At 59.4% G+C, this 23,505-nt stretch carries 24 protein-coding genes; 5 read left to right on the forward strand and 19 right to left on the reverse strand.

The genetic code is table 11. From position 1 onward, the window contains the following. The first annotated feature begins 4 nt into the window (after nucleotides 1-4). From ctaD to I6E52_RS00735, 3 genes are read left to right on the forward strand one after another with little or no spacing between them, the layout of a single operon-like run. Complete coding sequence (gene ctaD, locus I6E52_RS00725) at nucleotides 5-1,684, forward strand: cytochrome c oxidase subunit I (RefSeq protein WP_197124880.1); 1,680 nt, start codon at nucleotides 5-7, stop codon at nucleotides 1,682-1,684. A 3-nt stretch (nucleotides 1,685-1,687) separates the two neighbouring features. After that, nucleotides 1,688-2,110, forward strand: a complete 423-nt coding sequence (locus I6E52_RS00730) for a cytochrome c oxidase subunit 4 (protein ID WP_197154231.1) — start codon at nucleotides 1,688-1,690, stop codon at nucleotides 2,108-2,110. Continuing rightward, on the forward strand, nucleotides 2,079-2,540 hold the full coding sequence (locus I6E52_RS00735) for a GNAT family N-acetyltransferase (protein ID WP_231601721.1): 462 nt from the start codon (nucleotides 2,079-2,081) through the stop codon (nucleotides 2,538-2,540). Before I6E52_RS00730 ends, I6E52_RS00735 begins: the two co-directional genes overlap by 32 nt. Before the next feature lie 60 nt (nucleotides 2,541-2,600). Here the strand turns inward: I6E52_RS00735 and I6E52_RS00740 are convergent, their stop codons facing one another. The 6 genes from I6E52_RS00740 to I6E52_RS00765 form a co-directional block, all read right to left on the reverse strand. Next, entirely contained in the window at nucleotides 2,601-3,305 is a 705-nt protein-coding gene (locus tag I6E52_RS00740; RefSeq protein WP_197154232.1) for a metal-dependent transcriptional regulator, read from the reverse strand. Beyond that, entirely contained in the window at nucleotides 3,302-4,582 is a 1,281-nt protein-coding gene (locus I6E52_RS00745; protein WP_197154234.1) for an Nramp family divalent metal transporter, read from the reverse strand. The genes I6E52_RS00740 and I6E52_RS00745 overlap by 4 nt, the downstream gene beginning before the upstream one ends. A 194-nt stretch (nucleotides 4,583-4,776) precedes the next feature. Beyond that, nucleotides 4,777-6,393, reverse strand: coding sequence for a ubiquinol-cytochrome c reductase cytochrome b subunit (locus I6E52_RS00750; RefSeq protein ID WP_197154236.1), 1,617 nt, complete (start codon nucleotides 6,391-6,393; stop codon nucleotides 4,777-4,779). After that, the gene (locus I6E52_RS00755; protein ID WP_197124870.1) at nucleotides 6,390-7,466 is read right to left on the reverse strand and encodes a ubiquinol-cytochrome c reductase iron-sulfur subunit; all 1,077 of its coding nucleotides are present in this window, start codon (nucleotides 7,464-7,466) and stop codon (nucleotides 6,390-6,392) included. The genes I6E52_RS00750 and I6E52_RS00755 overlap by 4 nt, the downstream gene beginning before the upstream one ends. Nucleotides 7,467-7,505: 39 nt before the next feature. Continuing rightward, nucleotides 7,506-8,318, reverse strand: coding sequence for a c-type cytochrome (locus tag I6E52_RS00760; RefSeq protein ID WP_197124661.1), 813 nt, complete (start codon nucleotides 8,316-8,318; stop codon nucleotides 7,506-7,508). A 16-nt stretch (nucleotides 8,319-8,334) separates the two neighbouring features. Next, complete coding sequence (locus I6E52_RS00765; RefSeq protein WP_197124659.1) at nucleotides 8,335-8,970, reverse strand: heme-copper oxidase subunit III; 636 nt, start codon at nucleotides 8,968-8,970, stop codon at nucleotides 8,335-8,337. A gap of 78 nt (nucleotides 8,971-9,048) precedes the next feature. Here I6E52_RS00765 and trpD point away from each other — a divergent pair, with 78 nt between their 5' ends. Then, nucleotides 9,049-10,104: an anthranilate phosphoribosyltransferase gene (trpD, locus tag I6E52_RS00770; RefSeq protein WP_197154237.1), complete on the forward strand. Its 1,056-nt coding sequence runs from the start codon at nucleotides 9,049-9,051 to the stop codon at nucleotides 10,102-10,104. Here trpD and glpK read toward each other — a convergent pair. From glpK to I6E52_RS00830, 12 genes are all read right to left on the reverse strand, one after another. Beyond that, on the reverse strand, nucleotides 10,101-11,609 hold the full coding sequence (gene glpK, locus I6E52_RS00775; RefSeq protein ID WP_197154238.1) for a glycerol kinase GlpK: 1,509 nt from the start codon (nucleotides 11,607-11,609) through the stop codon (nucleotides 10,101-10,103). The two genes, trpD and glpK, sit on opposite strands and share 4 nt — an antisense overlap. A 92-nt stretch (nucleotides 11,610-11,701) precedes the next feature. Continuing rightward, complete coding sequence (locus I6E52_RS00780; RefSeq protein ID WP_197135460.1) at nucleotides 11,702-12,073, reverse strand: YchJ family protein; 372 nt, start codon at nucleotides 12,071-12,073, stop codon at nucleotides 11,702-11,704. A gap of 130 nt (nucleotides 12,074-12,203) precedes the next feature. Next, nucleotides 12,204-12,650: a pyridoxamine 5'-phosphate oxidase family protein gene (locus I6E52_RS00785; RefSeq protein ID WP_197154239.1), complete on the reverse strand. Its 447-nt coding sequence runs from the start codon at nucleotides 12,648-12,650 to the stop codon at nucleotides 12,204-12,206. Further along, nucleotides 12,640-13,713 carry a 2,3-butanediol dehydrogenase gene (locus I6E52_RS00790; RefSeq protein ID WP_197154240.1) on the reverse strand — a complete coding sequence of 358 codons (1,074 nt, stop codon included), beginning with the start codon at nucleotides 13,711-13,713 and terminating at the stop codon, nucleotides 12,640-12,642. Before I6E52_RS00790 ends, I6E52_RS00785 begins: the two co-directional genes overlap by 11 nt. Before the next feature lie 66 nt (nucleotides 13,714-13,779). Continuing rightward, nucleotides 13,780-15,201, reverse strand: a complete 1,422-nt coding sequence (locus tag I6E52_RS00795; RefSeq protein ID WP_197154241.1) for an NAD(P)(+) transhydrogenase (Re/Si-specific) subunit beta — start codon at nucleotides 15,199-15,201, stop codon at nucleotides 13,780-13,782. Further along, nucleotides 15,198-15,521, reverse strand: a complete 324-nt coding sequence (locus I6E52_RS00800) for an NAD(P) transhydrogenase subunit alpha (protein ID WP_231595187.1) — start codon at nucleotides 15,519-15,521, stop codon at nucleotides 15,198-15,200. The genes I6E52_RS00795 and I6E52_RS00800 overlap by 4 nt, the downstream gene beginning before the upstream one ends. Further along, a complete protein-coding gene (locus I6E52_RS00805; RefSeq protein WP_197154242.1) occupies nucleotides 15,521-16,717 on the reverse strand; it encodes an NAD(P)(+) transhydrogenase (Re/Si-specific) subunit alpha in 1,197 nt (398 codons plus the stop codon). The genes I6E52_RS00800 and I6E52_RS00805 overlap by 1 nt, the downstream gene beginning before the upstream one ends. A 107-nt stretch (nucleotides 16,718-16,824) precedes the next feature. Next, nucleotides 16,825-17,565 carry a GAF and ANTAR domain-containing protein gene (locus I6E52_RS00810; RefSeq protein WP_197154245.1) on the reverse strand — a complete coding sequence of 247 codons (741 nt, stop codon included), beginning with the start codon at nucleotides 17,563-17,565 and terminating at the stop codon, nucleotides 16,825-16,827. A gap of 29 nt (nucleotides 17,566-17,594) precedes the next feature. Further along, nucleotides 17,595-18,302 (reverse strand): GAF and ANTAR domain-containing protein, encoded by a 708-nt coding sequence (locus I6E52_RS00815; RefSeq protein ID WP_197154247.1) that lies wholly within the window; start codon nucleotides 18,300-18,302, stop codon nucleotides 17,595-17,597. A gap of 89 nt (nucleotides 18,303-18,391) precedes the next feature. Further along, entirely contained in the window at nucleotides 18,392-19,027 is a 636-nt protein-coding gene (locus tag I6E52_RS00820; RefSeq protein ID WP_197154249.1) for a DUF305 domain-containing protein, read from the reverse strand. Continuing rightward, nucleotides 19,024-19,947: a YHYH protein gene (locus I6E52_RS00825; RefSeq protein WP_231601722.1), complete on the reverse strand. Its 924-nt coding sequence runs from the start codon at nucleotides 19,945-19,947 to the stop codon at nucleotides 19,024-19,026. The genes I6E52_RS00820 and I6E52_RS00825 overlap by 4 nt, the downstream gene beginning before the upstream one ends. Nucleotides 19,948-20,000: 53 nt before the next feature. Next, nucleotides 20,001-20,402 carry a DUF805 domain-containing protein gene (locus I6E52_RS00830; RefSeq protein WP_197154251.1) on the reverse strand — a complete coding sequence of 134 codons (402 nt, stop codon included), beginning with the start codon at nucleotides 20,400-20,402 and terminating at the stop codon, nucleotides 20,001-20,003. A gap of 224 nt (nucleotides 20,403-20,626) precedes the next feature. Between I6E52_RS00830 and I6E52_RS00835 the strand changes: the two genes are divergently transcribed. Continuing rightward, the gene (locus tag I6E52_RS00835; RefSeq protein ID WP_197154253.1) at nucleotides 20,627-21,031 is read left to right on the forward strand and encodes a VOC family protein; all 405 of its coding nucleotides are present in this window, start codon (nucleotides 20,627-20,629) and stop codon (nucleotides 21,029-21,031) included. 36 nt (nucleotides 21,032-21,067) lie between these two features. Here I6E52_RS00835 and I6E52_RS00840 read toward each other — a convergent pair whose 3' ends face one another. Next, the gene (locus I6E52_RS00840; protein ID WP_197154255.1) at nucleotides 21,068-23,458 is read right to left on the reverse strand and encodes an excinuclease ABC subunit UvrA; all 2,391 of its coding nucleotides are present in this window, start codon (nucleotides 23,456-23,458) and stop codon (nucleotides 21,068-21,070) included. Between the last annotated feature and the right edge of the window lie 47 nt (nucleotides 23,459-23,505).

Genomic DNA, 23,505 nt, shown 5'->3' on the forward strand with positions numbered 1-23,505 from the left:
GCTCATGAGCGTCGAACGTAAGGGCAACGTCTTGGTGAACTGGATCACCTCGACCGACCACAAAACCATCGGGTACATGTACCTGATCACTTCTTTCTTCTACTTCTTGCTCGGCGGTGTGATGGCGCTTGTCATCCGTGCCCAGCTCTTCGAACCGGGTCTGTCGATCGTGGCAACGGGTGAGCAGTACAACCAGTTGTTCACGATGCACGGCACGATCATGCTGCTGATGTTCGCTACTCCGTTGTTTGCTGGGTTCGCGAACGTTCTCATGCCGCTTCAAATCGGTGCTCCTGACGTGGCGTTCCCGCGACTGAACGCGTTCGCTTACTGGCTCTACAGCTTTGGTTCGCTGATTGCAGTCGCCGGATTCCTCACCCCTCAAGGTGCGGCATCCTTCGGTTGGTTTGCTTACGCGCCGCTGTCGAGCACCACGTTCTCTCCGGGAATCGGCGGAAACCTCTGGGTGTTCGGTCTCGCAATGAGTGGTTTCGGCACCATCTTGGGCGCTGTCAACTTCATCACCACGATCATCACGATGCGCGCTCCTGGCATGACGATGTTCCGCATGCCTATCTTCACGTGGAACACGCTCGTTACCTCGCTGCTCATCCTGATGGCGTTCCCGGTTCTGGCCGCTGCAATGTTTGGTCTCGGTGCTGACCGTGTATTCGACGCCCATATTTATGACCCCGCCAATGGTGGAGTTCTGTTGTGGCAGCACCTCTTCTGGTTCTTCGGCCACCCTGAGGTCTACATCATTGCGCTTCCGTTCTTCGGAATCGTCTCTGAGGTGTTCCCGGTCTTCAGCCGCAAGCCGATCTTCGGTTACACCACTCTGGTGTACGCAACAATCTCGATTGCTGCCCTGTCAGTAACGGTGTGGGCTCACCACATGTACGTGACCGGTTCAGTCTTGCTTCCGTTCTTCTCGCTCATGACGATGCTCATCGCGGTGCCAACAGGTGTGAAGATCTTCAACTGGGTCGGCACAATGTGGCGAGGCTCAATCACGTTTGAGACCCCCATGCTCTGGGCTATCGGCTTCCTCGTGACCTTCACCTTCGGCGGACTGACCGGCGTTATCCTCGCTAGCCCGCCGCTCGACTTCCACGTTTCTGACACCTACTTCGTTGTGGCTCACTTCCACTACGTCGTATTCGGAACCGTTGTGTTCGCCATGTTCAGTGGTTTCTACTTCTGGTGGCCCAAGTGGACCGGCAAGATGCTCAACGAGCGTCTCGGCAAGATTCACTTCTGGTTGCTGTTCGTCGGTTTCCACATGACGTTCCTCATTCAGCACTGGGCTGGCGTCGTGGCGCTCCCGCGTCGTTACCGCACTTACCTTGCTGAAGATGGGGTCACGTGGATGAACCAGGTCTCGACCATCGGTGCATTCATCCTCGCGGTGTCGATGATCCCGTTCCTCTTCAACGTGTACATGACCACGCGCAAGGCTCCCAAGGTCACGGTAAACGACCCGTGGGGCTACGGACGCTCGCTCGAGTGGGCAACAAGCTGCCCGCCCCCGCGTCACAACTTCACCTCGATCCCGCGGATTCGTTCCGAATCTCCTGCCTTCGATCTGAACCACCCTGAAGCAGGCATCCCTGTTGGTATTGGTCCGGGCAAGGATGCGCCTGACGCTCCTGTCTACGACCTTGCAGATGAGAAGGTGAAGTAACCGATGAACGCGAACGTCAAGCTGTACTGGATCCTCACGGTTTTCTTCCTCTTTCTCTCGGGTCTTTACACGACCTGGTCGCTCCTCGACGCGAATCACCAGCGCGTGGAGTGGGTCGGCACGATCACTCTGCTGCTGAGCGGTCTGTTGTTCCTTCTCATCGGTTTCTACTTGAGCAAGGTGCACTCGGCTCAGGGCGGCGAACTCGCTGAGGATCGTCTCGATGCAAATATCGAAGACGGTGAAGCCGAGCAGGGGCACTACAGCCCCTGGAGCTGGTGGCCAATCGTGCTTGCCGGCGCTGCCTCGCTCGTTTTCTTGGGTGTTGCTATTGGACCGTGGATCGCATTCATCGGCGGAGGTATTCTCGTCGTTAGCCTCGTAGGGTGGACGTATGAGTACTACCGCGGATACTTCGCCCGCTAAATCTGTGCAGATTCGTTCTGCGACCGCGAACGATGCGGCCTCCGTATTCGAGTTGCTGAAACAACTGGGAACTGAGTACGCACCCGACCGGGCTGCATTCGACTCTGCCTTCGTGCACGCCGTCGACGATCGCGCGACAACGCTCCTGTTGGTCGCCGAACAGACGGACGGCATTGTTGTCGGCTACGCGTTCGCGACGATCGCACATCTGCTGCACACCAACGGCAGTTCCGCACAGCTTCAGGAACTCGTTGTTGATGGCACCGTTCAGAGCACCGGTATTGGCACACGGTTAGTAGAAGCCGTCGAGGCTGTATGCCTCGAGCGCGGCGTACGCCAGCTCACTGTGCCCAGTCGTGGCTCCGCTGACTTCTTTGAGCGTATCGGGTACATGTCGACTGCTGACTTCCTCAAGCGCGTTTTCGACTAAAGCCACGATTCGTGTGTCGGTCGACAACGTTGACTGTGTCGAATGTTGGTTCGCTGAAGGTTATGGCGCGGACGGATCGATCCGCGTGACCCACACTGCACCTGCGAAGGTCGCAGGGACCGCCTGCGAACCCTCGGCTGTCGTGAGGTAGCATTCGCCATCGACGCTGTGCGTGTCGACGACTCTTCCCGGTGCAACCTGAAGTGTGACGGCAATTTCGAGGTTGGCGGCCTCCGCATCGGAAATTCTCTGCACCCGGTAACGTCCCGGTGCAGCGCCAGCGAGACGGATGGCGCCCTGTGCAGTATTCGTGTGGCCTTCTGCGGTGGGTATGGGGTCACCGTGCGGGTCGCTCGTGGGAAACCCGAGCAAGGCATCCATCCGGTCTATCAGCGTGTCTGTCGCGGCGTGCTCGAGTCGTTCCGCTTCGTCGTGGACTTCACCCCACCCGTAGTCGAGAGTCGTGACTAGGAACGTTTCGATGATGCGGTGACGTCGCACCATGGCTATCGCAAGACGCGCGCCCGTCTTCGTAAGCTGGACAGGTTTATAGGGCCGATAGTCGACGAGCTGCTGCGCTGCGAGGCGGCGCAGAGTGTCGGTGACATTGGCGGGGCTGGTTCCGAAGCGGGCAGCGAGTGCTTTCGTGGTGATCGGAGGATCGCCCCATTCAGTGGCGCTCCAGATCGCCTTCAGGTAGTCCTGGGCTACAAAACTTATGGAGTCGACATCGGTGGGCTGCTCGTTCGGGATCGTCCCACTCATGATTCACCCACGATAATCAGCGCAATCAGAATCACGTTGAGCAGCACGATGAGCGCGGTCACGATCCACGCGAGCCACGTGACAACACGGGGGTTCGTAAACTCGCCCATGATCTTTCTGTTCTGGGTGTACGCGACGAGTGGAATCAAGGCGAAAGGGATTCCAATGCTCAAGAAAACCTGACTGAGCACCAGAGCGCTAGTGGGGTCGAAGCCGATCGCAAGCACGATGAGCGCGGGAATCAGAGTGACGACGCGTCGTAGTAGCAGTGGAACCCTGAGGTGGAGGAGGCCGGCCATGATCTGTGACCCTGCGTAGGAGCCTACTGACGTCGAGGCTAGCCCGGAAGCAAGCAGTCCGATGCCGAAAACGATGCCGACAACGGGCCCGAGCGCCGCCACAATCGCAGCGTGAGCTCCCTCGATGCTGTCGGTCCCCTCGACGCAGCGAAGGCTCGAAGCTGCCAGAAGCAGCATAGCGATGTTGACCGAGCCAGCGATGACGAGCGCGATCAGTACATCCCAGCGAGTTGCCCGAAGAAGATGAGTAATGCGCGCCGGGTCGATGCTCGCGCCGTGTCTGTCACGCGCAAGTCCGGAGTGAAGATAGATCGCGTGTGGCATCACCGTTGCACCCAGCATGCTCGCAGCTAGGAGAACAGTCTCAGTTCCTTGGAATCGAGGTACGAGGCCGCTAACCAGTTCGCTGAGGGAGAGTGGGCTGACGAAGAGGCCTGCAACGAACCCCACGGTGACAACGGCAAGAAGGCCGATGATCACGAATTCGAACGGTCGCTGCCCGCGTCGTGATTGCACCGAGAGCAACGCTGTGGAGACCACGCCCATAATCAGTCCGCCGAGTGGCAGGGGGAGCCCGAAGAGAATGTGAAGGGCAATCGCTCCACCAATTACCTCGGCGAGATCGGTGGCAGCGGCAATAGCTTCCGCTTGCACCCAAAAAAGTAAGCGTCCGCTCCGAGGTAACCGCTCGCCGAGCAGTTCGGGCAGGCTTTTGCCTGTGACGAGGCCCAGTTTTGCGGAGAGGTATTGGATCAGGACCGCCATCACGTTGGCGACGACAAGCACCCAGACGAGCAGGTAGCCGTATTTGGCGCCCGCGGTCAGGTTGGCTGCAACATTGCCGGGGTCGACATAGGCAATTGCGGCGACAAACGCGGGGCCGAGGAGAAAGAGAAGTCGTTTTTCTGGCCGAGGACTGTGGGCCGATGGCTGGGGGAGCGACGGCTCAGGAACCCGCTCAGAACGCACATCACTCATAAAGTTAACCTAGCTTAACTTATGAGTTCCCTTCGCCGGCTAGCACCTGCGCCGTGCCCTTGAGTGCGATCGATGAAGAAGACTTGGTGCGCGACCAGCCCTCGGCATCGAGCATGCGCGCGCCGTTAAACGAGTGTGGGCCTTACCGAAACTAGTTCGGCAAGGCCCACAACAGTCATTCAAGGAGAGCAGCTTTAGTGGTGCTCGTCCTTGGACTGTTCGATTTCTTTCTGCGACACCGGCGCGATGCGGTCTTCGAAGAACCAACGCGAGACGGATGCCCGGAGGCGTTGTCCGATGGTGATGCGGCCCTGAGCATCCGGACGCACCATGAGCGGCTTGTAGTCCTCGTAGCTGACGAGCTTCCACAGTTCGTAGTCGTCGAGCTGCTCGTGAACCTCGATGTACTCACCGTGTGGCAAGCGCACGATGCGACCTGATTCGTAGCCGTGAAGAGCGATCTCGCGATCCTTCTTCTGCAGACCCAAGCACACGCGCTTCGTAATGAAGTAGGCAATGATCGGTCCGAAAATGAGCAGCGCCTGACAGGAGTGGATCACTCCTTCGATGGATAACTTGAAGTGAGTTGCTATGAGGTCAGAGCTCGCCGCGGCCCAGAGGACTGCGTAGAACGTGACCCCGGCTGCACCGATAGCGGTACGGGTCGGAGCATTACGGGGACGGTCGGCGATGTGGTGCTCGCGCTTGTCGCCGGTAACCCACGCCTCAATGAAGGGGTAGAAGGCCACGATCGCAATGAACAGCCCCAGAATCACCAGCGGAGCGATGATGTTGAACGACCACGTGAAGCCGAACCACTCTGTTTCCCACCCTGGTGGGACGAGTCGGAGGGCGCCGTCGGCGAATCCGATGTACCAGTCAGGCTGGGTACCCGCCGAAACGGGGGAGGGGTCGTAGGGGCCGTAGACCCACACCGGGTTGATCGAGAACGTCGACGCGATCAGCGTGATGACACCGAAGATGATGAAGAAGAATCCACCAGCCTTCGCAGCGAAGCCAGGCATGACGGGCGAGCCGACGACGTTGTCGTTGGTGCGACCGGGGCCAGCGAACTGGGTGTGCTTGTTGATCACGAGCAGCAGCATGTGAATACCGATTGCAGCGATGATGATCGCCGGCAGCAGCATGATGTGCAAGATGTATAGGCGGCTGACGATGTCGACGCCGGGGAACTCTCCACCAAATAGCAGGTAAGAGATCCACGTACCGATGACCGGAATTCCCTTGACCATTCCATCGATGATGCGCAGACCGTTACCGGAAAGCAGGTCATCGGGGAGCGAGTAGCCGGTGAAGCCCTCGGCCATCGCGAGTACGAAGAGTACGAAGCCGATGAACCAGTTGATCTCACGGGGCTTGCGGAATGCTCCGGTGAAGTACACGCGGAGCATGTGCAGACCGATGGAAGCCACGAACAGCAGGGCTGCCCAGTGGTGGATCTGGCGCATCAGGAGTCCGCCGCGGATGTCGAAGGAGATGTCGAGTGTCGACGCCATAGCGGCCGACATCTCAATTCCCTTGAGCGGCGCGTAGGAGCCTTCGTAGTGGACTTCAACCATCGAGGCTTCGAAGAAGAACGTGAGGAACGTTCCCGACAGAAGGATGACGATGAAGCTGTAGAGAGCAACCTCTCCGAGCATGAACGACCAGTGGTCGGGGAAGATCTTGCGACCTACCTCTTTGACGAGTCCAGAGATGCTGGTGCGCTCGTCAATGTAGTTGGCTGCAGCTCCCGTGAAACGCTGTCCGCGTGTCTTGGGCTGTGCGTCCTGGGTGGGGGTGGTTGTCATAGCTTGCGCTCCCAGAAGCTTGGTCCGATGGGCTCAGTGAAGTCGCTCTTAGCGATGAGGTAGCCCTCTGAGTCGACCGTGATCGGCAATTGCGGAAGTGGACGCTTCGCTGGGCCGAAGATAACGGCTGCTTCGCGCTTGATGTCGAACTGTGATTGGTGGCACGGGCACAGCAAGTGGTGCGTTTGCTGTTCGTAAAGTGCAACCGGGCATCCAACGTGAGTGCAAATCTTGGAGTAAGCGACGATGCCGTCGTAGTTCCAGTCTTCGCGACCCTCCGATACCTCAAGATCTTCTGGCTTGAGGCGAACGAGGAGAACTGAGGCTTTCGCCTTCTCCTCGATGCGGTGCTCAGAGTCGTTAAGGCCTTCAGGGATGACTTGGAAGGCTGAGCCAATGGTGAGGTCCGATGCCTTGATGGGGGTTCCGCTCGGGTCGCGTGTCAACCGCATGCCTTCTTCCCAGAAGGTGTGCTTGAGAAGCGTGACCGGGTTGTCGGCCGGAGCGAGATCACGGAACAACACGATTGCGGGAAGCGGGGTGACAACGAGGGCACCGATGAGCGAGCGACGCAACAGTGTGCGACGGCCAAACCCGGAGTCTTTGTTGCCGAGAGTGAATACCTCGACGGCCTTGGCGCGAGTTTCTTCGCTGCCTCGAGTTCCGTGGCGCTGCTCCACAAGGTCGTGACCCTGCATGAGTGCCTTGGACCAGTGAACGGCGCCGATGCCGATGCCGAGTAGACCCAGCGTGATGCCGAGACCCAAGAACAGGGTGTTGTTACGCACCGACTGCATGTTGCCGGGCTCAATCGGGAACACGAAGTAAGCGACAACAGCAAGCACACTTCCCACAATGGAGAGGAGGAACATCGTCGAAACGCGGCGTTCCTGTTGCTTGTCAACCTTGGGGTCGAGATCCGTTACGCGTGGGCGATGCGGGGGAAACCCAGGGTTGGGTACCTCGTCGGTTGCGACGACGGCGGTACCTGCGCTGTGCGCAGGAGCCCCGTGCTGCTCGACGTCCTTACCCGCAGCGGTGCTGCCGGCGGTATCGCCGTGGTCGTCTGCCATTCTTATCCCTTCAACCGTCCGCTGTACAGCGGTCGCTAACTAGTTTGATTTAGCCGTGAGCCAGACCGTGATTGCCACGATCGCGCCAAGGCCGAAGATCCAGATGAACAGACCCTCAGAAACGGGGCCAAGTGATCCAAGCGTGAATCCACCAACAGAGGGCGTCTCATCGAGGTACTTGAGGTACGTGATGATGTCGGCCTTTTCTTCAGGCGTGAGATTCGTGTCGTTGAACACGGGCATGTTCTGCGGGCCCGTCAGCATTGCCTCGTAGGCGTGCTTGGCAGTCACGTCAGCGAGCGCTGGTGCGAACTTGCCCTCGGTCAGCGCGCCACCAGCACCGGCAACGTTGTGGCACATTGCGCAGTTGATGCGGAACAGTTCGGCACCGTTGGAGACGTCATAGCCTTCCCCGGTGAGGTACATGTCAGCGGGAATCGCTGGGCCGGGGCCCTGGGACGCAACATAGACCGCGAGGGCCTGAATCTGCTCTTCAGTGAACTGAACTGGCTTCTGTTCTGCTTGCGGGCCCGAAATGGCTAGTGGCATGCGCCCAGTACCCACTTGGAAGTCGGTCGCTGCAGCGCCAACGCCGATCAGTGTAGGGGCTTGGGTGGTGCCCTCAAGGTCTAAACCGTGACACGTTGCACAGTTAGCGGCGAAAAGCTTTCCGCCTTCTTCAACAAGTGCTTCGGCGGATGCGCTGGTCTCTGCCGTTGCACTCGAGGTGAACAGCGCGTATGCGCCGCCCGTTCCCAGTAAACCAACGAGCAGGAGGGCTACAGTCGCAAGAGGATGGCGTCGACCGACAGGTTGTGACCTGCGTGACGCGCGAGCTGCCTTGGTGGCCATTACGTCTATTCCGTTCTTATTTGAGCACGTAGATGATGAGGAAGAGGCCGATCCACACTACGTCGACAAAGTGCCAGTAGTAGGAAACAACGATTGCGCTTGTTGCCTCTTTGTGTCCGAAGTTCTTGACTGCGAATCCGCGACCGAGAACCAGCAAGAAGGCGATGAGGCCACCGGCGACGTGAAGTCCGTGGAACCCGGTGGTGATGTAGAACGCCGAGCCGTAGGAGTCGCTCGAGAGGCTCACGTGTTCAGAAACCAGCGTGGCGTACTCGAAGACCTGACCGGTGACGAAGACCGCGCCCATGGAGTAGGTAAGGAAGAACCATTCCGTCATGCCCCACTTACGCATGTCGAAGAGCTTGCCTGTGCGGCGCACTTGCATGCGCTCAGCGGCGAAGACGCCAAACTGGCACGTGACCGATGAGAGCACGAGGATGATCGTGATCAAGGTCGCAAATGGCACATTGAGCTTGGCAGTCTGCTCCGCCCACAATTCGGGGGACGTCGACTTCAGAGTGAAGTAGATGGCGAACAGGCCGGCGAAGAACATCACCTCGCTACCAAGCCAAACGATGGTACCGACCGCAACAGTGTTCGGTCGCTGGACAGACTGGGCTCCAAGAGAGCGGTTGAGGGCAGCTGTGGTCACGTATCTATTATGGCTGATAACTGGGCGTAAGTTTTTCAATCTCCGGCCTGTCGGCTCAGGATCGGTAGGATTTCACTCATGTCTGCATCCCCAACTTGGCCAGAAATCCTTACAACCCTTGTTTCCGGCACTGATTTGTCAATCAGCCAAGCTGAGTGGGCAATGAAATCCGTGATGAACGGAGAAGCAACATCCGCTCAATTAGCAGCGATGTTGGTCGCTTTGAGGATCAAGGGTGAGACAGTCGACGAGATTGTTGGTTTTCGGGATGCTGCGTTGGCGAGTGCCGTGCCGCTGCCCGTCGATCCCATGGCTTTAGACATCGTCGGCACCGGTGGAGACCCCTACGGTGCCGTGCTGAATATCTCTTCCGTCGCCTCGATTATTGCGGCAGCGGGGGACGTGCCCGTGATTAAGCATGGCAATCGTGCCGCGAGCAGCAAGAGCGGTGCATCCGACGTGCTGAGTGCTCTGGGGCTCAATCTCGACCTCACCCCGCAGCGGGTAGCCGAAGTGCTCAACGAAGTCGGCATCACCTTCGTCTACGCCGCGCTATTTCACCCGGGTTTCGCGCACGCTGGGCCGACGCGGCGCGAACTCGGAATTCCCACACTGTTCAACATTCTTGGACCGCTCTGTAACCCCGCCCGCCCTCAGGCCTCGGCCGTTGGTGTCGGTAGTCGCGAACGCGTGAGTCTTCTCGTGGGTGTGTTCCAAACACGCGGTGCAACGGCGTTGGTGTACCGCGGCGACGACGGAATCGACAAACTAACGACCACAGGCCACAGTCACGTCTGGGAAGTGTCGCGGGGATTCGTGACCGAACACGACCTTGATCCTCTGGAATTGGGCATCCCGCGGGCGCCGATCGAAGCGTTGTTGGGCAAGGATCCTGCGTACAACGCCCAAGTTATTCGCTCAATTTTGGCGGGGGAGAAGTCGCCAGCTCGCGATGTCGTCTTGTTGAACGCTGCCGCTGGATTCGCCTCGTTCGAACTGGCGAAAGATCCCGAACAAAGTCAGCGCCCATTGCTCGCACGATTGAAAGAGCAGCTTGAGCGCGCCGAGCACGTCGTCGATTCAGGCTTAGCCGCCACGAAACTCGATGAGTGGGTCGCGGCCACGAACCGCTAGTCAGTATCTTCGTCGACCCAGTCAAGGGTCTTGGAGATGGCCTTTTTCCAATTGCGAATCAGGCGCTCTCGCTCGGCGTCATCCATCTGGGGTTCCCAACGCTCGCCCTCGCTCCAGCGATCGCGCAGTTCGTCGAGGCCGCTCCAGTAGTCAACCGCGAGTCCCGCAGCATAGGCCGCACCCAAGGCTGTTGTCTCCGCGACCTGGGGGCGGATGACCGGCATATTGAGGATGTCAGCCTGAAATTGCATGAGCGCGGAATTGGCAACCATTCCGCCGTCCACTCGCAGTTCCGTCATCGCAACATCAGCATCCGCGTTGGCGGCCTCGATGACGTCACTAGTTTGGAACGCGGTGGCCTCGAGTGCGGCACGCGCAATGTGGCCCTTGTTTGCAAAACGAGTGAGTCCGAGAATCGCTCCCCGGGCATCCGGACGCCAATGGGGTGCAAAAAGTCCTGAAAACGCGGGCACAAAGTAGACGCCGCCGTTGTCGTCAACGGACGCGGCAAGCGTTTCAACCTCTTCGGAACGTGAAATGATGCCGAGGTTGTCGCGCAGCCACTGGATCAGTGAGCCCGTCACCGCGATCGATCCTTCAATCGCATAGCGAGGAGCGTCGTCGCCCAGTTGATAGGCAAGAGTCGTGATGAGACCGTTCTGCGAACGCACGATCTCGGTGCCTGTGTTGGTCAGTAAGAAATTGCCGGTGCCGTAAGTGTTTTTGGACTCGCCCGCGTCAAAAGCGGCCTGGCCGAAGGTGGCTGCTTGCTGGTCGCCCAGAATGCCGGCAACAGGCACTTCGCGCAGCAGGCTTGCGCTGGAAACAGTGCCGAAAACCCCGGAAGAGCTGCGGATCTCGGGCATGAGCGACGCCGGAATGCCTAGTTCAGCGAGAATCTCGTCGCTCCAGGTCAGCGTTTCAAGATCCATCAACAGCGTGCGGCTCGCGTTAGTGACATCGGTGGCGTGGACTCCGCCATCGGGGCCGCCGGTGAGATTCCACAGCACCCACGAGTCGGGGGTTCCGAAGGCGAGTTCGCCCGCCTCGGCACGCTCGCGAACTCCGTCGACGTTGTCGAGCATCCACACAATTTTGGATGCCGAAAAGTAGGTGGCGAGGGGAAGGCCGGTGATTTTCTTGAACTTGTCGGTGTCACCCTCGGCGATGCGGTCGATGATGGCTTGCGTGCGGGTGTCTTGCCAGACGATCGCGTTGTAGACGGGTTCGCCGGTTGCGCGGTCCCAGATGATGGCGGTTTCACGCTGGTTGGTGATGCCGACAGCGGCGATGCTGTGGCGAGTCACGTTTGCTTTCGAGAGAGCTTGGCCGATGACTTCACGGGTATTGAGCCAGATTTGGGCCGGATCGTGTTCGACCCAGCCCGCCTTGGGGAAGATCTGGTCGTGCTCGAGCTGACCTGAAGTGACCGGCTTGCCGTCGTGATCAAAAATGATCGCGCGGGTGCTGGTGGTGCCCTGATCGATTGAGAGTATGTAGTTCACCGGTTCTCCTTAGTTATCCTTCGAGCTTTGCGGCGCCAAAACCGCGTTGCCTAAGCCGCGTTGCCTGAGCCGTGTTGCCAAAACCACGTCGCCTAGACAGCGTCGACGTAGAGCCACGCACCATTTTCGCGCACGAAACTGCTGTTTTCGTGTTGCTGGTCGGCGCTGCCGTCGTTGCGATAGTGAGCACGAAATTCGACAGTGCCCTGCGAATCAAACATGCTGCCGCCGGTGCGCGCGACGATGTCGAGGCGAAACCAGCGCACATCCGCATCGAGTTCGAGCGTTGCCGGACGAGTAGACGGATGCCACGTCTGCAGCAAATAGTCGGTCTCGCCACGGACGTAGGCGCTGTAGCGCGACCGCATCAGTCGTTCAGCGGTGGGAGCAAGTGCCTCGCCGCGGTGAAATCGGCCGCAGCAATCGTCGTAGGTTTCCAACGACTGGCAGGGGCAAGCTTTCATCCCCCCAGAGTAACTAGTTGTGGAGTACCGTGCGTTTAGTCGTTCTCGTCGGTCTCGCCGTCGCTGGACGTGGGAGTGGTGAGCTCACACGTGCCGTTGTGGTCGACGCAAAAGAGCATTTCTGTTGCCATTAGCTATGTCCTATCGCTAGGCGGCGCTCAAACAAGCGGCCGCGGATGGATTCTGGTTCAATCAGGATGTAGACGAAAGACTCGACGGGAACCCAATCGGGCAACGTCTTGAGCGCTTGAGCCGATACCTGCGAGGCGTCATCGAGTACTGTTGCCAGGCCTCGAACTACGACGCTCCACACGTCATCCGGAGTCTTCACATCAACTTCGAACGCAACATGCATGTTCTCGGTGAGTTCGTGAAGTTTTGAGCCCGATGCGGTGCGAAACAGAATTGTTTTCTTGTCGCAGTAGTAGTTGACCGGGAAGATGTCTGGGCGCCCCTCATTGCTGAGAGCGAGATGACCAAAGTTCTTGCTAGCAAGCAGATCTAGGCTTGCCTGATCGGAGAGCTCAATGACGGGACCCTGCGGGGACCAGCCGGCTTCACTCATGTCATGAGACATTGCTGACCTCCGGACGAACAATGATCTTGACGGCTGTTTCTTTGTGATCAATCAACGTCATGAAGCCCTCGTCGATGAGTTTGTCGAGGTGGATCCGACCCGTGATGAACGGCGCCAGATTGACCTTGCCTTCCTGAACGAGCTTGATAGTTGCAGGGTGGTCGTGGGCGTAGGCAATGGTTCCGCGCAGATCGATTTCCTTGAGCACCAGTTTTTGCATATCGAGCTGTGCCGGGTGGCCCCAGATAGAAACGTTGACGATCACGCCAGTCGGCTTCACCGCATCAAAAAGCTGGTCGAGTACGGCGTTGATGCTCGAGCACTCGAATGCGACGTCGGCGCCGACTCCGTTGGTCAATTCCCTGACCTTGGCTACGGCATCCTCAACACTGGGATCGATCACGTGATCGGCGACCCCCGTCGAGAGCGCCATTTCGCGCCGCGCCGTGCCTGGCTCAGACATAATGACGGTGATGCCTTCGGCAGAGAGCACAGCAGCGAGGAGGAGACCGATCGGGCCTCCGCCACCGATGAACGCGACATCTCCGGCTTTCGCGCCACTGCGAACGAACGCGTGATGGCCGACAGCAAGGGGTTCAATGAGAGCGGCCTGATCGAGGGGGATGTCACCGATGGGGTGGACCCAGCGACGTTCGACGACTATCTTTTCGCTCAAACCGCCACCTCCACCAGCTAGCCCGATGAAGCCCATTTTTGTGCAGAGGTTGTAGTTGCCGGCGCGACACGGGGCGCACTCGCCGCACACAAAGTACGGCTCCACGACTACGTTCTCGCCGACCGTGAGATCGGTGACTCCTTCACCAAGTGCAGTGATCGTTCCTGAGAATTCGTGACCCATAGTCACGGGAACTTCTTCGTGAGTCAGCGGGTGCGGATGCCCCGCTGCGGGGATGAAGATTGGGCCTTCGAGATATTCGTGAAGGTCTGTGCCGCAGATGCCGCACCACGCGACATCGATAGCGACTGCGCCGGGGCGAAGCTCTGGTTCCGGAATGTCATCGATACGGATGTCTTTGCGTCCGTGGAAACGTGCTGCCTTCATGGTTTTCTTCTTTCTGTACGGAGAGCGGATGGAGACAAAACGAAGCCTGAGCGGCTCCTGCTCGGTTTAGGCCGAGACATATTCTTTGACAGCAACGGTGATGTCCTTGAGCGCTTTCTTGGCGTCCGCAAAGAGCATCCCCGTCTTGGGATCGGTGAACAGCGGGTTCGTGATGCCCGCATAGCCAGGCCGCATCGACCGCTTGATGACGACAACGGCTTTGGCATGGTCGGCGTCGAGAATGGGCATCCCGGAGACGGCATTGCCCGGCTTTCGAGCATCCGGGTTGCAGACGTCGTTGGCGCCGATTACGAGAGCAACATCGCAATTGTCGAACGCTGCATTTGCCTCGTCGAGCTGGAGCATTTGTTCGTAGGGGACGTTGGCTTCGGCCAGCAGGACATTCATGTGGCCTGGCATACGGCCGGCAACCGGGTGAATCGCGTACTTGACGTCGATGTTGTGCGCCATGAGCAAGGCAGCAAGCTCCGCGACTTCGTGTTGGGCTTGGGCTGCGGCGAGTCCGTAGCCAGGCACGATCAGCACGTGTTGCGCATAGGCGAGTTGAATGGCGACATCATCGGAGGTGAGGCTCCGCACATTGGTGAGATCCTCATCCGCGGGTCCTGCCGTCGCCGTAGTCTCGCCGGTGCCGAAGCCTCCGACGATGATCGAGAGCACGGAGCGATTCATCGCTTGCGCCATTTGCAACGTCAGGATGGTGCCCGCTGCGCCGACCAAAGCACCCGCGATGATGAGTGCCTGATTGTCGATCGCAAAGCCAGCCATGGCCACGGCGAGGCCAGTCAGGGCGTTGAGGAGTGACACGACGACGGGAGCATCAGCGCCACCAATCGCCAGCACCATAAGAATGCCGAGGATGAGTGCGGTCACGAGTACCACCAAGAGCAACAGTGTGTTGTGGGGAAGCATCACTGCCGCAACACTCGCACCGAGCGCGATCGCTGCAACCAGCGCATTGAGCAGACGGGAACCGGGGAACGTGACGGGATTGCCGGGGATGATGCCCTGGAGCTTTCCAGCCGCGATCAGCGAACCGGAGAAAGTAATTGAGCCAATGAGGACATCGAGCACGACGGGGATAGAGACCGTCAATTCAAGGGGATCAGCACTCGTCGCAAGAATGAACGCGGCAAAGGCAATTGCGGCAGCCGCGCTGCCTCCGACGGCGTTGAACACGCTCACGAGTTGAGGGACATCGGTCATCTTTACGGTGCGAGCGCGATAAACCCCGAACGCTGCACCGACGAGCACGCCTGCGGTGAGGGCAACCCACGCAATCCATTCGCCGCCATCGACAACGAGGGCAAGCACAATCGTTGCGAGGACCGCAATGACCATGCCAACAGCGGAGATACGGTTACCGTTTCGGGCAGTCGCGGGTGCCCGCATCATGTGGAGCCCCACGACGAAGAGCGATGCCGACAGTAAATAGAGAATTCCGACGAGGAACTGGAAACCGGTCATGATGCGTCCTCCGTTGTGGTGGTGTCGACTGTTTTAGGAGGTGTGGGCCGCGTGAACATTTTCAGAATCCGGTCAGTGACGACATAGCCTCCGAATACGTTCGCGGCAGCAAAGGCACCCGCAATGAAGGTCAGGATGTAGCCGGTAGGGGAGTCAGCGAGTGATGCCGTGACAACGGCACCAGCGATTACGACCCCGTGGATGGCGTTAGATCCCGACATCATCGGGGTGTGCAGCGTCGAGGGAATCTTGCCGATCACTTCGACGCCCACGAGAAGCGCGAGAACGAAGATCGCGAGGTTGCTGTACAAGGTTTCCATCAGTTGGCCTGAGCTTTCACAGTTTCGGTGGAGTCGAGGGGATCGAGGGTGAGGGCTGTGCGTACCGCCGCATTTGTCACATCTCCCGAATGACAAACGACGATGGCTTTGTGTACCTCGTCGGCCGGATCGATCACGATGGCGCCAGCGGGAGCGAGTGCTTTGACGACCGCGGTGATGTTGCGGCCGTACATTAGCGAGGACGAGGCAGGAAGATCAGCGGCGAGATTGCCACCGCCGACCACGACGACACCGTTCGCCGTCGTGAAAGTCTCGCCATCGATTGAGCCGAATACATTTCCACCCTTGTCGCTCGCGCCGAGGTCGACGCAGACGGTGCCGGGCTTCAACTCGGCGAGAGTGTCTTGCGAGACCAGCAGCGGTGGAGTGCGGCCCGGCACTTTCGCGGTCGTGATGATGATGTCGAAGGCGACGAGAGCATCGGCAAGTTCTTTCTGTTGGATCGCTTGCTCTTCGGCGGTCATTGCGCGGGCGTACCCGCCCTCACCAGCACCGGCCGCAACGGACGACGTGAGGAACTTGGCGCCGAGCGACTCGACTTCGGTGTGGGAGGCTGCGCGAACGTCGTAGCCGGTGACCACGGCACCGAGGCGCTTGGTCGTGGCAATGGCCTGGAGCCCAGCAACACCGGTGCCAATCACGATCGCCTTCGCGGGAGTCGCGGTTCCGGATGCCGTAATCATCATGGGCAAGTAGCGACCGAATTTTTCGGCGGCCACGATGCCCGCGCGGTATCCTGCCGCGCTCGACTGAGAGCTGAGCGCATCCATCGACTGGGCACGACTCAGAGTTCGGGGAAGCAATTCGAGCGCCACGAGCGTGAGCCCTTGAGCCGCCAACGTAGAGACTCGGTCGAGGTTATTGAGAGGGTCAAGAAGGCCAATGACAGCGCTGCCCGACGAGAGAGCGTCAGTGACGTCTGACGCGGGGAGGGATAGGGCGGCGAGTGCGTGGCACGACGCGATGATTTCAGATCGCGCGGCGAGAGTGGCCCCGGCGGAGAGGTAGCTCTCGTCGGTAAAGCTCGCGTCTGAACCGCACCCGGCTTCGATAAGCACCGAGAACCCTGCCTGAACGAGCTGCTTGGTTGCGCTCGGATCGAGAGCGACGCGGTGCTCACGAGAGGTTTTTTCGGAGAGAACCCCGATAGTGAGGCTTAAGTCTGAGTTGGCCATTGCCATCCTTGGTCGAAACGGAACAAATTCCGTTGCCAAGGTCTGGAGCAACTGCTTAAAGCGTACACCCGGGTTCGCCGCCCGAATCTGAATAGATGCTGAGAGGGTTAGCCTCTGGTCGCCGCGGCGACAATGTGCTGTACGGTGATCTCGCGTCGGCTCACCATCTCTGACGCCGCCCGTAGCGTGAGATTGCAGTCGCGGGAGTATTTGCGGAGAAGAACGAACGCGTCATCCATGTTGAGCGATAGCCCATTCGCGATTACTCCCTTGGCCTGCTCAATGGCAATTCGACTGTTCAAAGCGTTCTGCAATTGCTCTTCGACGACCTGCGCTTGGTGAAGGGCTCGCTCGTGAGTGATTCCGATTGTCGCAACGTCGGCGAGGGCCTGAGCCACAGCCGCATCGCGTGAACTGACCGCTTCACTCGCCGCGCGAAAGAGGTTCATCGTGCCGATAACCCTGCCGTGAACTTTCATTGGGATCGATAACAGCGAATTGAACCCCTGATCAACGGCAGTAGAACAAAATTCGGGCCACGCCGCTGACGTAGAAATATCGTTGATGGCGACCGCTTCTCCAGTGCGAAAACACTCGATGCATGGGCCTGCTGCGTCAGCGAGCTGCACACTCTCCAGCATCACCGCCGCTTCGCTTGTCGACGTCATGAGTTGAAGATCACCAGCATCATCGACCAGCACTAGGCCGCCAGCATCCATGCGCACAATCTCTGCGCACCGTTCCACAAAGGTGTGGAGAACATCCACCATGTCGTGTTCGGCGGTAAGCGTTTCTGCAACAGTAACGAACGCTGCACTGATCTGGGCCTCGCGGGTTGTGCCGTCCATCTGATCCTTCTTTCCTGCGGGGGAGGTGGTTATTCGGTGACGGGATCGAACTCAAGCACGCGCGTAACTATGTCACGTGCTACATCATCGATGGGGCGCCCAGTAGAGAATGCATGGGCTTGCAGCCGGGCAAAGGCATCCGGAGCGGAGAGACCCAACTGCGAAATTATGATGCCCGTGGCCTGATGGACTTCGCGCCGAAGGGCTGGCGATTGTTCAGACTCTGGCGAGCTGTGTCCTTGAGCAGCGCGAAGTGCCCATTCAACGGCAGCGAGCGCTACATCGTTCGCCATGCTTTGAGCATTCGAAACGAAATCGGCGTCGGCCACGTGAGGCGTGGTTGTGCTCAAGTTGACTGCTCCGACGACGGCGTTGCCGAGCACGAGCGGAAAACTGAAAACTCCGCGGACACCGAGCTCGCGCGCGGCGTTCTGAAAAACGGGCCATCCTGTCTCGGAGGCCTGATCGAGATCAGGCCACAACACGGGGGAGCGGCTAGAGAGTGCTTGCCGCGCTGGTCCCTCACCAAGCTCAAATTGAAGAGCATCCAATCGCGCGGCAAGGCGGCCGTTGACACAGACGGTCGATTGGTTTCCGTATTCATCGATTACTGAAATTGCTACGCCGGTGACGTTGAGCGTCGTTGCGAAAGGCGAGCAGAGGCAATCGTCAGCTGGCGCCGGTGTTGCTGAAACTTCTGGATTCGAAAGCATGATGGCCTTCAGCGAGATGGTCACTCAATCAAGAACTCAGGCAGGGTGTGGAAGAGTTCGGAAAGTTCTTACCTTCTGGGTGAGAGTTTATCACCGTGAAAGTGAACACCCGGCTAAAGATAAGTGGTCGAGAGCAGCTGATCGATGATGCCAATTTCATACGTTTGGATGACATCCATGCGTTCAGCGGTTGCGCGCACAGTGCTCACGGCGGCGTGTTCGTTCGCATAAGCGGCCATGTGGACACCGCCGACGTGGTGGGCGCGCATGAGGTTCAGAAACAGTCGGCCCTGCGCCATTCCGGTGGTGGTAGAAAGCGAGGTCATTTGTTCGTCGGTGGCGAGCCCTGTCATATCGGCGGCCGGCATTTCCATTCCCATCCATGCCATCACTGTCTCGGGAGGAGCAGTGCTCTCGCCCCACACCGTAAGCCACGTGTGCATTACTCCTCGCTCGAACGATTGATTTTGCAGGATGTCGGCGGCCAGTGCTTGAACAGAGTCGCCATTGTCGCGGCCGATCACGCGCTGGCACATGGCGAGGGCCTGCTCATGGTGCAAAGCCATGTCTTTGAAAAAGCCGATATCAGTATCGTTGGGCGTTTCTTCGGCGGCGGTTGCGTCCTCAGCGGTGGTCGAGGTCGTGCAGGCGGCGAGAGCTGAGCCGGCTGCGGCGAGTATTCCGAACGCGAGAAAGCTGCGGCGGGCGGGATTCGTCGCACTTGCCGTGCGCTCTGTCGCCGGGATCATGCCGGGCCGCGACCGGGAGCGGCGGCGTTGTTGCCGCCCAGAGCGTCATCCGCAACTTCACCGTGGTAGCAGCCAAGGAAATAGGGGAATGTAGTAGTGGCGTAGTAACGGTACTGTCCGTCGCTGTCGACACGTCCGTTGCATTCGTCGAGGTCGCCAGAGCCTTCTACATAGCTGTGGGCGGCCCAGGTATCGGTGGCGAATTGTGATTCGTCGGTGAGTTCCCAACTGCTCGTGAGCTGAACCGTTTCGTTGCACTCGTCATCTGAGCACACGACTCCGGACATGATGGGGTAGCCGTCAGCGGCCCAGCCCACAACGAGTGATTCACCGGTTTCTACCTCGTCGGCGTCATAGAGACAATCGACACCATCCGCGTAGCCAAACCAGTGGATGTGGAAGTCGGTCGGGCCGCTGTGGCTGCCGCAGACCGAAAGGGCACCCTCGAGGGATTGCACATCTCCGCCGGTGCCTTCTGTTGGCCCGTAGATCGGCACTCCGTCGACCGCAACGCCGAGGGCGCCGAGATACGGCACAGCGCTTGGTTCATCCGCTTCGGTGGGGGTGACCGGAATCGTCATGGTCAGTTCGGAGACCTTCGGTGATCCTGGTGTGGTCGCAATGTAGAGATAGTCGGGGATGCTGTTGCTGCTGATCGTGAGGGTGTCACCATCGCAGACTGCCGTGAGCTCGGGATCCACGAGGTCAGCGTTCGCGCTTTCGACGTCTCGGAAGGTCGCGGCCATGGCGTCGCAATCGCCCGTGGATGCCGCAAAGGTCGCAGTGGAGGCGGTATCCGTGGCGGTCACTTCGGGGGTCGCTTCGGCTGTTTCGGTCGTAGTGCTCGAGGCTGTCGTGCAGCCGGCGAGCGCCATAACCAGCACGCTAGCTGTGGCCATGGTTTTAGCAAGTCGATTCATGGTCTCTCCTGATCGTGAGGAAAGCCATGCTGACGCACAAGCCTATGGATTCGTTATGAAGTCTCTGCGACCTGCGGGGGAACTTGCCCGGGAGCGCTCTGCTGCGTCGCGCTCGGCTGAGTCAGGAACACGATCAGAACGATGGCACCCGCAATCGGCACGAGGAGCCAGAAAATATTGGTCCAATTGCGGCCAGTGTCGCGGAGGCGGCGCACAGTGACCGCAAGCTGAGGAATAAGGAGCGCGAGCGACCATGCGGTGCTGAGCCCCATCGAATACCCGAAGTTGGATCCCATGTGGCCAAAATCGTTGCCGGTGCTCGGGTCGAGCGACGCAGCGATTCCGGACGTAATAAAGGAGAACAGCGCGAACCACCAATATTCGGGGCGACTAGCAACCCCGGTGAAATCCGCGTATTTGCGGAATACGGTGGCGATGGACTCAAAGAATGTCACGATCTCTCCCCGGTTAGGTGGCGTGACTCAAGGTTACGGCTTCGCTGGTCATCGTGCGGTTAAACGGTGCAGAATCTGAGCGCTACCTGAGCAAAAGGTGAAGAATCAGCTCGCTCGAGCATTGTGAGCGTACCGTGAACATCGAACGAGTTATTGGCGCTAACCAACCGCCAGAGCGAATCCGTCAACCGGCGAAGCTCACGATCGTTTAGCAAGGAGCTAGCGTGCATCTCACCTCCGCTGTCACATTCGTTTCTGACCTTGATCGATCAGTCGCGTTCTATTGCGATCTATTCGGGCTCACATGCGCGATTCTTGATGAGTCGGCAGCGCTGCTGGTCGGCCCAGAAAATTGTGAGCTCTACCTTCGTGGAAAGCACGCCCAACCGAGTCGCGTTCTCGGCTCTGTTGGCATCCAGTACCTCATGTGGAGCGCAGAAAGCGCGGAAGAATTTCAGCGCTGTGAAGAAGCCCTGCGCCGCGAGTCAATTCATGTGCGTCGGGAACGTCTCGATGACTTCGAGATCCTCGAAGGCCGTGACCCTGACAACCTACCCATCATGATCGTGTTCCCTGGTCCCGACGAGTCTGAACGGCACGCCATCATGCCGAGAATCTATAGCTGGTAACGCCTCGCTCCTTTCGACCAACAATAAGAGTCTTCGCTAACTGCGGTCGCCCACATATGCGGCGAGGTGTTCGCCCGTGAGCGTCGATTTCGCGGCGATGAGATCTGCCGGCGTGCCTTCGAACACAATGTTTCCGCCGTCGTGGCCGGCACCGGGACCGAGATCGATGATCCAGTCTGCATGGGCCATTACTGCCTGATGGTGTTCGACGACGATCACGGACTTTCCCGAATCGACGAGGCGGTCGAGCAGCCCGAGGAGCCGCTCAACGTCAGCCAAGTGCAGCCCTGTGGTCGGTTCATCCAGAACATAAACATCGCCCTTGTCGGCCATCTGGGTCGCGAGCTTGAGGCGCTGCCGTTCGCCGCCGGAGAGAGTGGGGAGCGGCTGGCCGAGGCGCAGGTAGCCCAGCCCGACGTCGACGAGTCGATCGAGGATGGCGTGAGCCGCGGTGGTGCGCGCGTCGCCTTCGCCGAAGAAGGCTTCGGCCTCGGCAACGGACATCCCGAGCACTTCACTGATGTCACGCCCGCCGAGCTTGTATTCCAGCACGGAGGCCATGAAGCGTTTTCCTTCGCATACCTCGCACGGGGTCGAGACGGTGGCCATGACGCCGAGGTCGGTGTAAATCACGCCGGCACCGTTGCAGTTCGGGCAGGCACCTTCGGAATTTGCGCTGAACAACGCAGGCTTGACGCCATTCGCCTTCGCGAACGCTTTACGGATCGGGTCGAGCAGTCCGGTGTACGTGGCCGGGTTGCTGCGGCGGGAGCCCTTGATGGCGGACTGGTCCACCGACACGACGCCCTCACGCGGTACGACCGAGCCGTGGATGAGGGAGCTCTTGCCGGAACCAGCGACCCCCGTCACCACCACGAGAGTGCCCAGCGGGATGTCGAGATCCACGTTCTTGAGGTTGTGGCTGTCGGCCCCGCGAATCTCTAGGACGCCGGTGGGGGAGCGAACCTCGTCTTTGACCGACACTCGATCATCGATGTGGTGGCCGGTGACGGTGTCGCTCTCGCGCAGCTCCTCGAAGCTGCCCTCGAAGCAGATTTGGCCGCCCTCGGTTCCGGCCCCTGGCCCGAGGTCGACGATGTGGTCGGCAACCGAAATCGTTTCGGGCTTGTGCTCAACCACGAGCACGGTGTTGCCCTTGTCGCGCAGGCGGAACAGGAGCTCGTTCATCCGCTGAATATCGTGGGGGTGGAGGCCGATGGTCGGCTCGTCGAAGACGTAGGTGATGTCAGTGAGCGACGAACTGAGGTGACGGATCATTTTGGTGCGCTGCGCTTCACCGCCGGAGAGCGTGCCGGCCGGGCGATCGAGGGAGAGATAGCCGAGGCCGATCTCCACGAACGAGTCGAGGGTTTGCTGAAGTGCTTCGAGCAGCGGGGCGACGGATGGCTCGTTGAGGCCGCGCACCCACTCGGCGAGGTCACTGATCTGCATGGCGCAGGCATCCGCAATATTGATTCCTGCGATTTTGGATGCTCGGGCACCCTCATTGAGCCGAGTGCCGCCGCAATCGGCGCAGGCCGTGAACGTGACGGCCCGATCGACAAACGCCCGAATGTGGGGCTGCATCGCCTCGCGGTCTTTCGACAGCATCGACTTCTGAATCTTGGGGATCAATCCCTCGTAGGTCATGTTGATCGACTGCATCTTGACCTTGACCGGTTCTTTGTAGAGAAAGTCGTGCAGCTCAGTCTTGGTGTACTTCTTGATCGGCTTATTGGGATCGAGGAAGCCTGACTCGGTGAAGATGCGCACCATCCACCCATCGGCGGTGTAGTTGGGGATGGTCAGCGCGCCCTCGGCGAGCGACTTGCTGTCGTCGTAGAGCTGCGTGAGATCAATGTCGTTGACGGTGCCACGACCTTCGCAGGTGGGGCACATGCCGCCGGTGATGCTGAACTCGCGACGCTCTTTCGTCGTGACGCCAGCCTTCTCAAAGGTGACGGCGCCTGCCCCGGAAATGGATGCCACGTTGAACGAGAATGCTTGCGGTGATCCCACATGGGGATCACCGAGGCGGCTGAAGACGATGCGCAGCATGGCGTTGGCATCGGTGGCGGTACCGACCGTCGAGCGGGCGTTGGAACCCATGCGTTCTTGGTCGACGATGATCGCCGTCGTGAGGCCCTCAAGCACATCGACGTCGGGGCGTGCGAGCGAGGGCATGAACCCCTGCAGGAATGCACTGTACGTCTCGTTGATCATCCGCTGCGACTCTGCCGCGATCGTGCCAAAGACAAGCGAACTCTTGCCTGAGCCCGAGACTCCTGTGAAGACGGTCAGGCGACGCTTGGGGATGTCGAGGCTCACGTCAGCGAGGTTGTTCTCGCGGGCGCCTCGCACCCGGATGATGTCGTGGCTATCCGCCATGTGGGCGCTGGGGGAGTCGGGGTTGCTCGTGCTGGCCATGGTCGGTGCCTCCCTGGTGGTGCGGATGTCGCAACTCTGCGAGATCG

It is taken from the genome of Salinibacterium sp. NG253 (genome assembly GCF_015864945.1).
Classification (GTDB): Bacteria; Actinomycetota; Actinomycetes; order Actinomycetales; family Microbacteriaceae; genus Rhodoglobus.

Coding starts and splice junctions, on each gene's coding strand:
- I6E52_RS00810 (WP_197154245.1), bottom strand. CDS start 17,565: ATGGACGGCACAACCCGCGAGGCCCAGATCAGTGCAGCGTTCGTTACT.
- trpD (WP_197154237.1), top strand. CDS start 9,049: ATGTCTGCATCCCCAACTTGGCCAGAAATCCTTACAACCCTTGTTTCC.
- I6E52_RS00735 (WP_231601721.1), top strand. CDS start 2,079: ATGAGTACTACCGCGGATACTTCGCCCGCTAAATCTGTGCAGATTCGT.
- ctaD (WP_197124880.1), top strand. CDS start 5: ATGAGCGTCGAACGTAAGGGCAACGTCTTGGTGAACTGGATCACCTCG.
- I6E52_RS00820 (WP_197154249.1), bottom strand. CDS start 19,027: ATGATCCCGGCGACAGAGCGCACGGCAAGTGCGACGAATCCCGCCCGC.
- I6E52_RS00805 (WP_197154242.1), bottom strand. CDS start 16,717: ATGGCCAACTCAGACTTAAGCCTCACTATCGGGGTTCTCTCCGAAAAA.
- I6E52_RS00790 (WP_197154240.1), bottom strand. CDS start 13,713: ATGAAGGCAGCACGTTTCCACGGACGCAAAGACATCCGTATCGATGAC.
- I6E52_RS00750 (WP_197154236.1), bottom strand. CDS start 6,393: ATGACAACCACCCCCACCCAGGACGCACAGCCCAAGACACGCGGACAG.
- I6E52_RS00780 (WP_197135460.1), bottom strand. CDS start 12,073: ATGAAAGCTTGCCCCTGCCAGTCGTTGGAAACCTACGACGATTGCTGC.
- I6E52_RS00755 (WP_197124870.1), bottom strand. CDS start 7,466: ATGGCAGACGACCACGGCGATACCGCCGGCAGCACCGCTGCGGGTAAG.
- I6E52_RS00840 (WP_197154255.1), bottom strand. CDS start 23,458: ATGGCCAGCACGAGCAACCCCGACTCCCCCAGCGCCCACATGGCGGAT.
- I6E52_RS00785 (WP_197154239.1), bottom strand. CDS start 12,650: ATGTCTCATGACATGAGTGAAGCCGGCTGGTCCCCGCAGGGTCCCGTC.
- I6E52_RS00800 (WP_231595187.1), bottom strand. CDS start 15,521: ATGGAAACCTTGTACAGCAACCTCGCGATCTTCGTTCTCGCGCTTCTC.
- I6E52_RS00730 (WP_197154231.1), top strand. CDS start 1,688: ATGAACGCGAACGTCAAGCTGTACTGGATCCTCACGGTTTTCTTCCTC.
- I6E52_RS00760 (WP_197124661.1), bottom strand. CDS start 8,318: ATGGCCACCAAGGCAGCTCGCGCGTCACGCAGGTCACAACCTGTCGGT.
- I6E52_RS00795 (WP_197154241.1), bottom strand. CDS start 15,201: ATGACCGGTTTCCAGTTCCTCGTCGGAATTCTCTATTTACTGTCGGCA.
- I6E52_RS00740 (WP_197154232.1), bottom strand. CDS start 3,305: ATGAGTGGGACGATCCCGAACGAGCAGCCCACCGATGTCGACTCCATA.
- I6E52_RS00745 (WP_197154234.1), bottom strand. CDS start 4,582: ATGAGTGATGTGCGTTCTGAGCGGGTTCCTGAGCCGTCGCTCCCCCAG.
- I6E52_RS00825 (WP_231601722.1), bottom strand. CDS start 19,947: ATGAATCGACTTGCTAAAACCATGGCCACAGCTAGCGTGCTGGTTATG.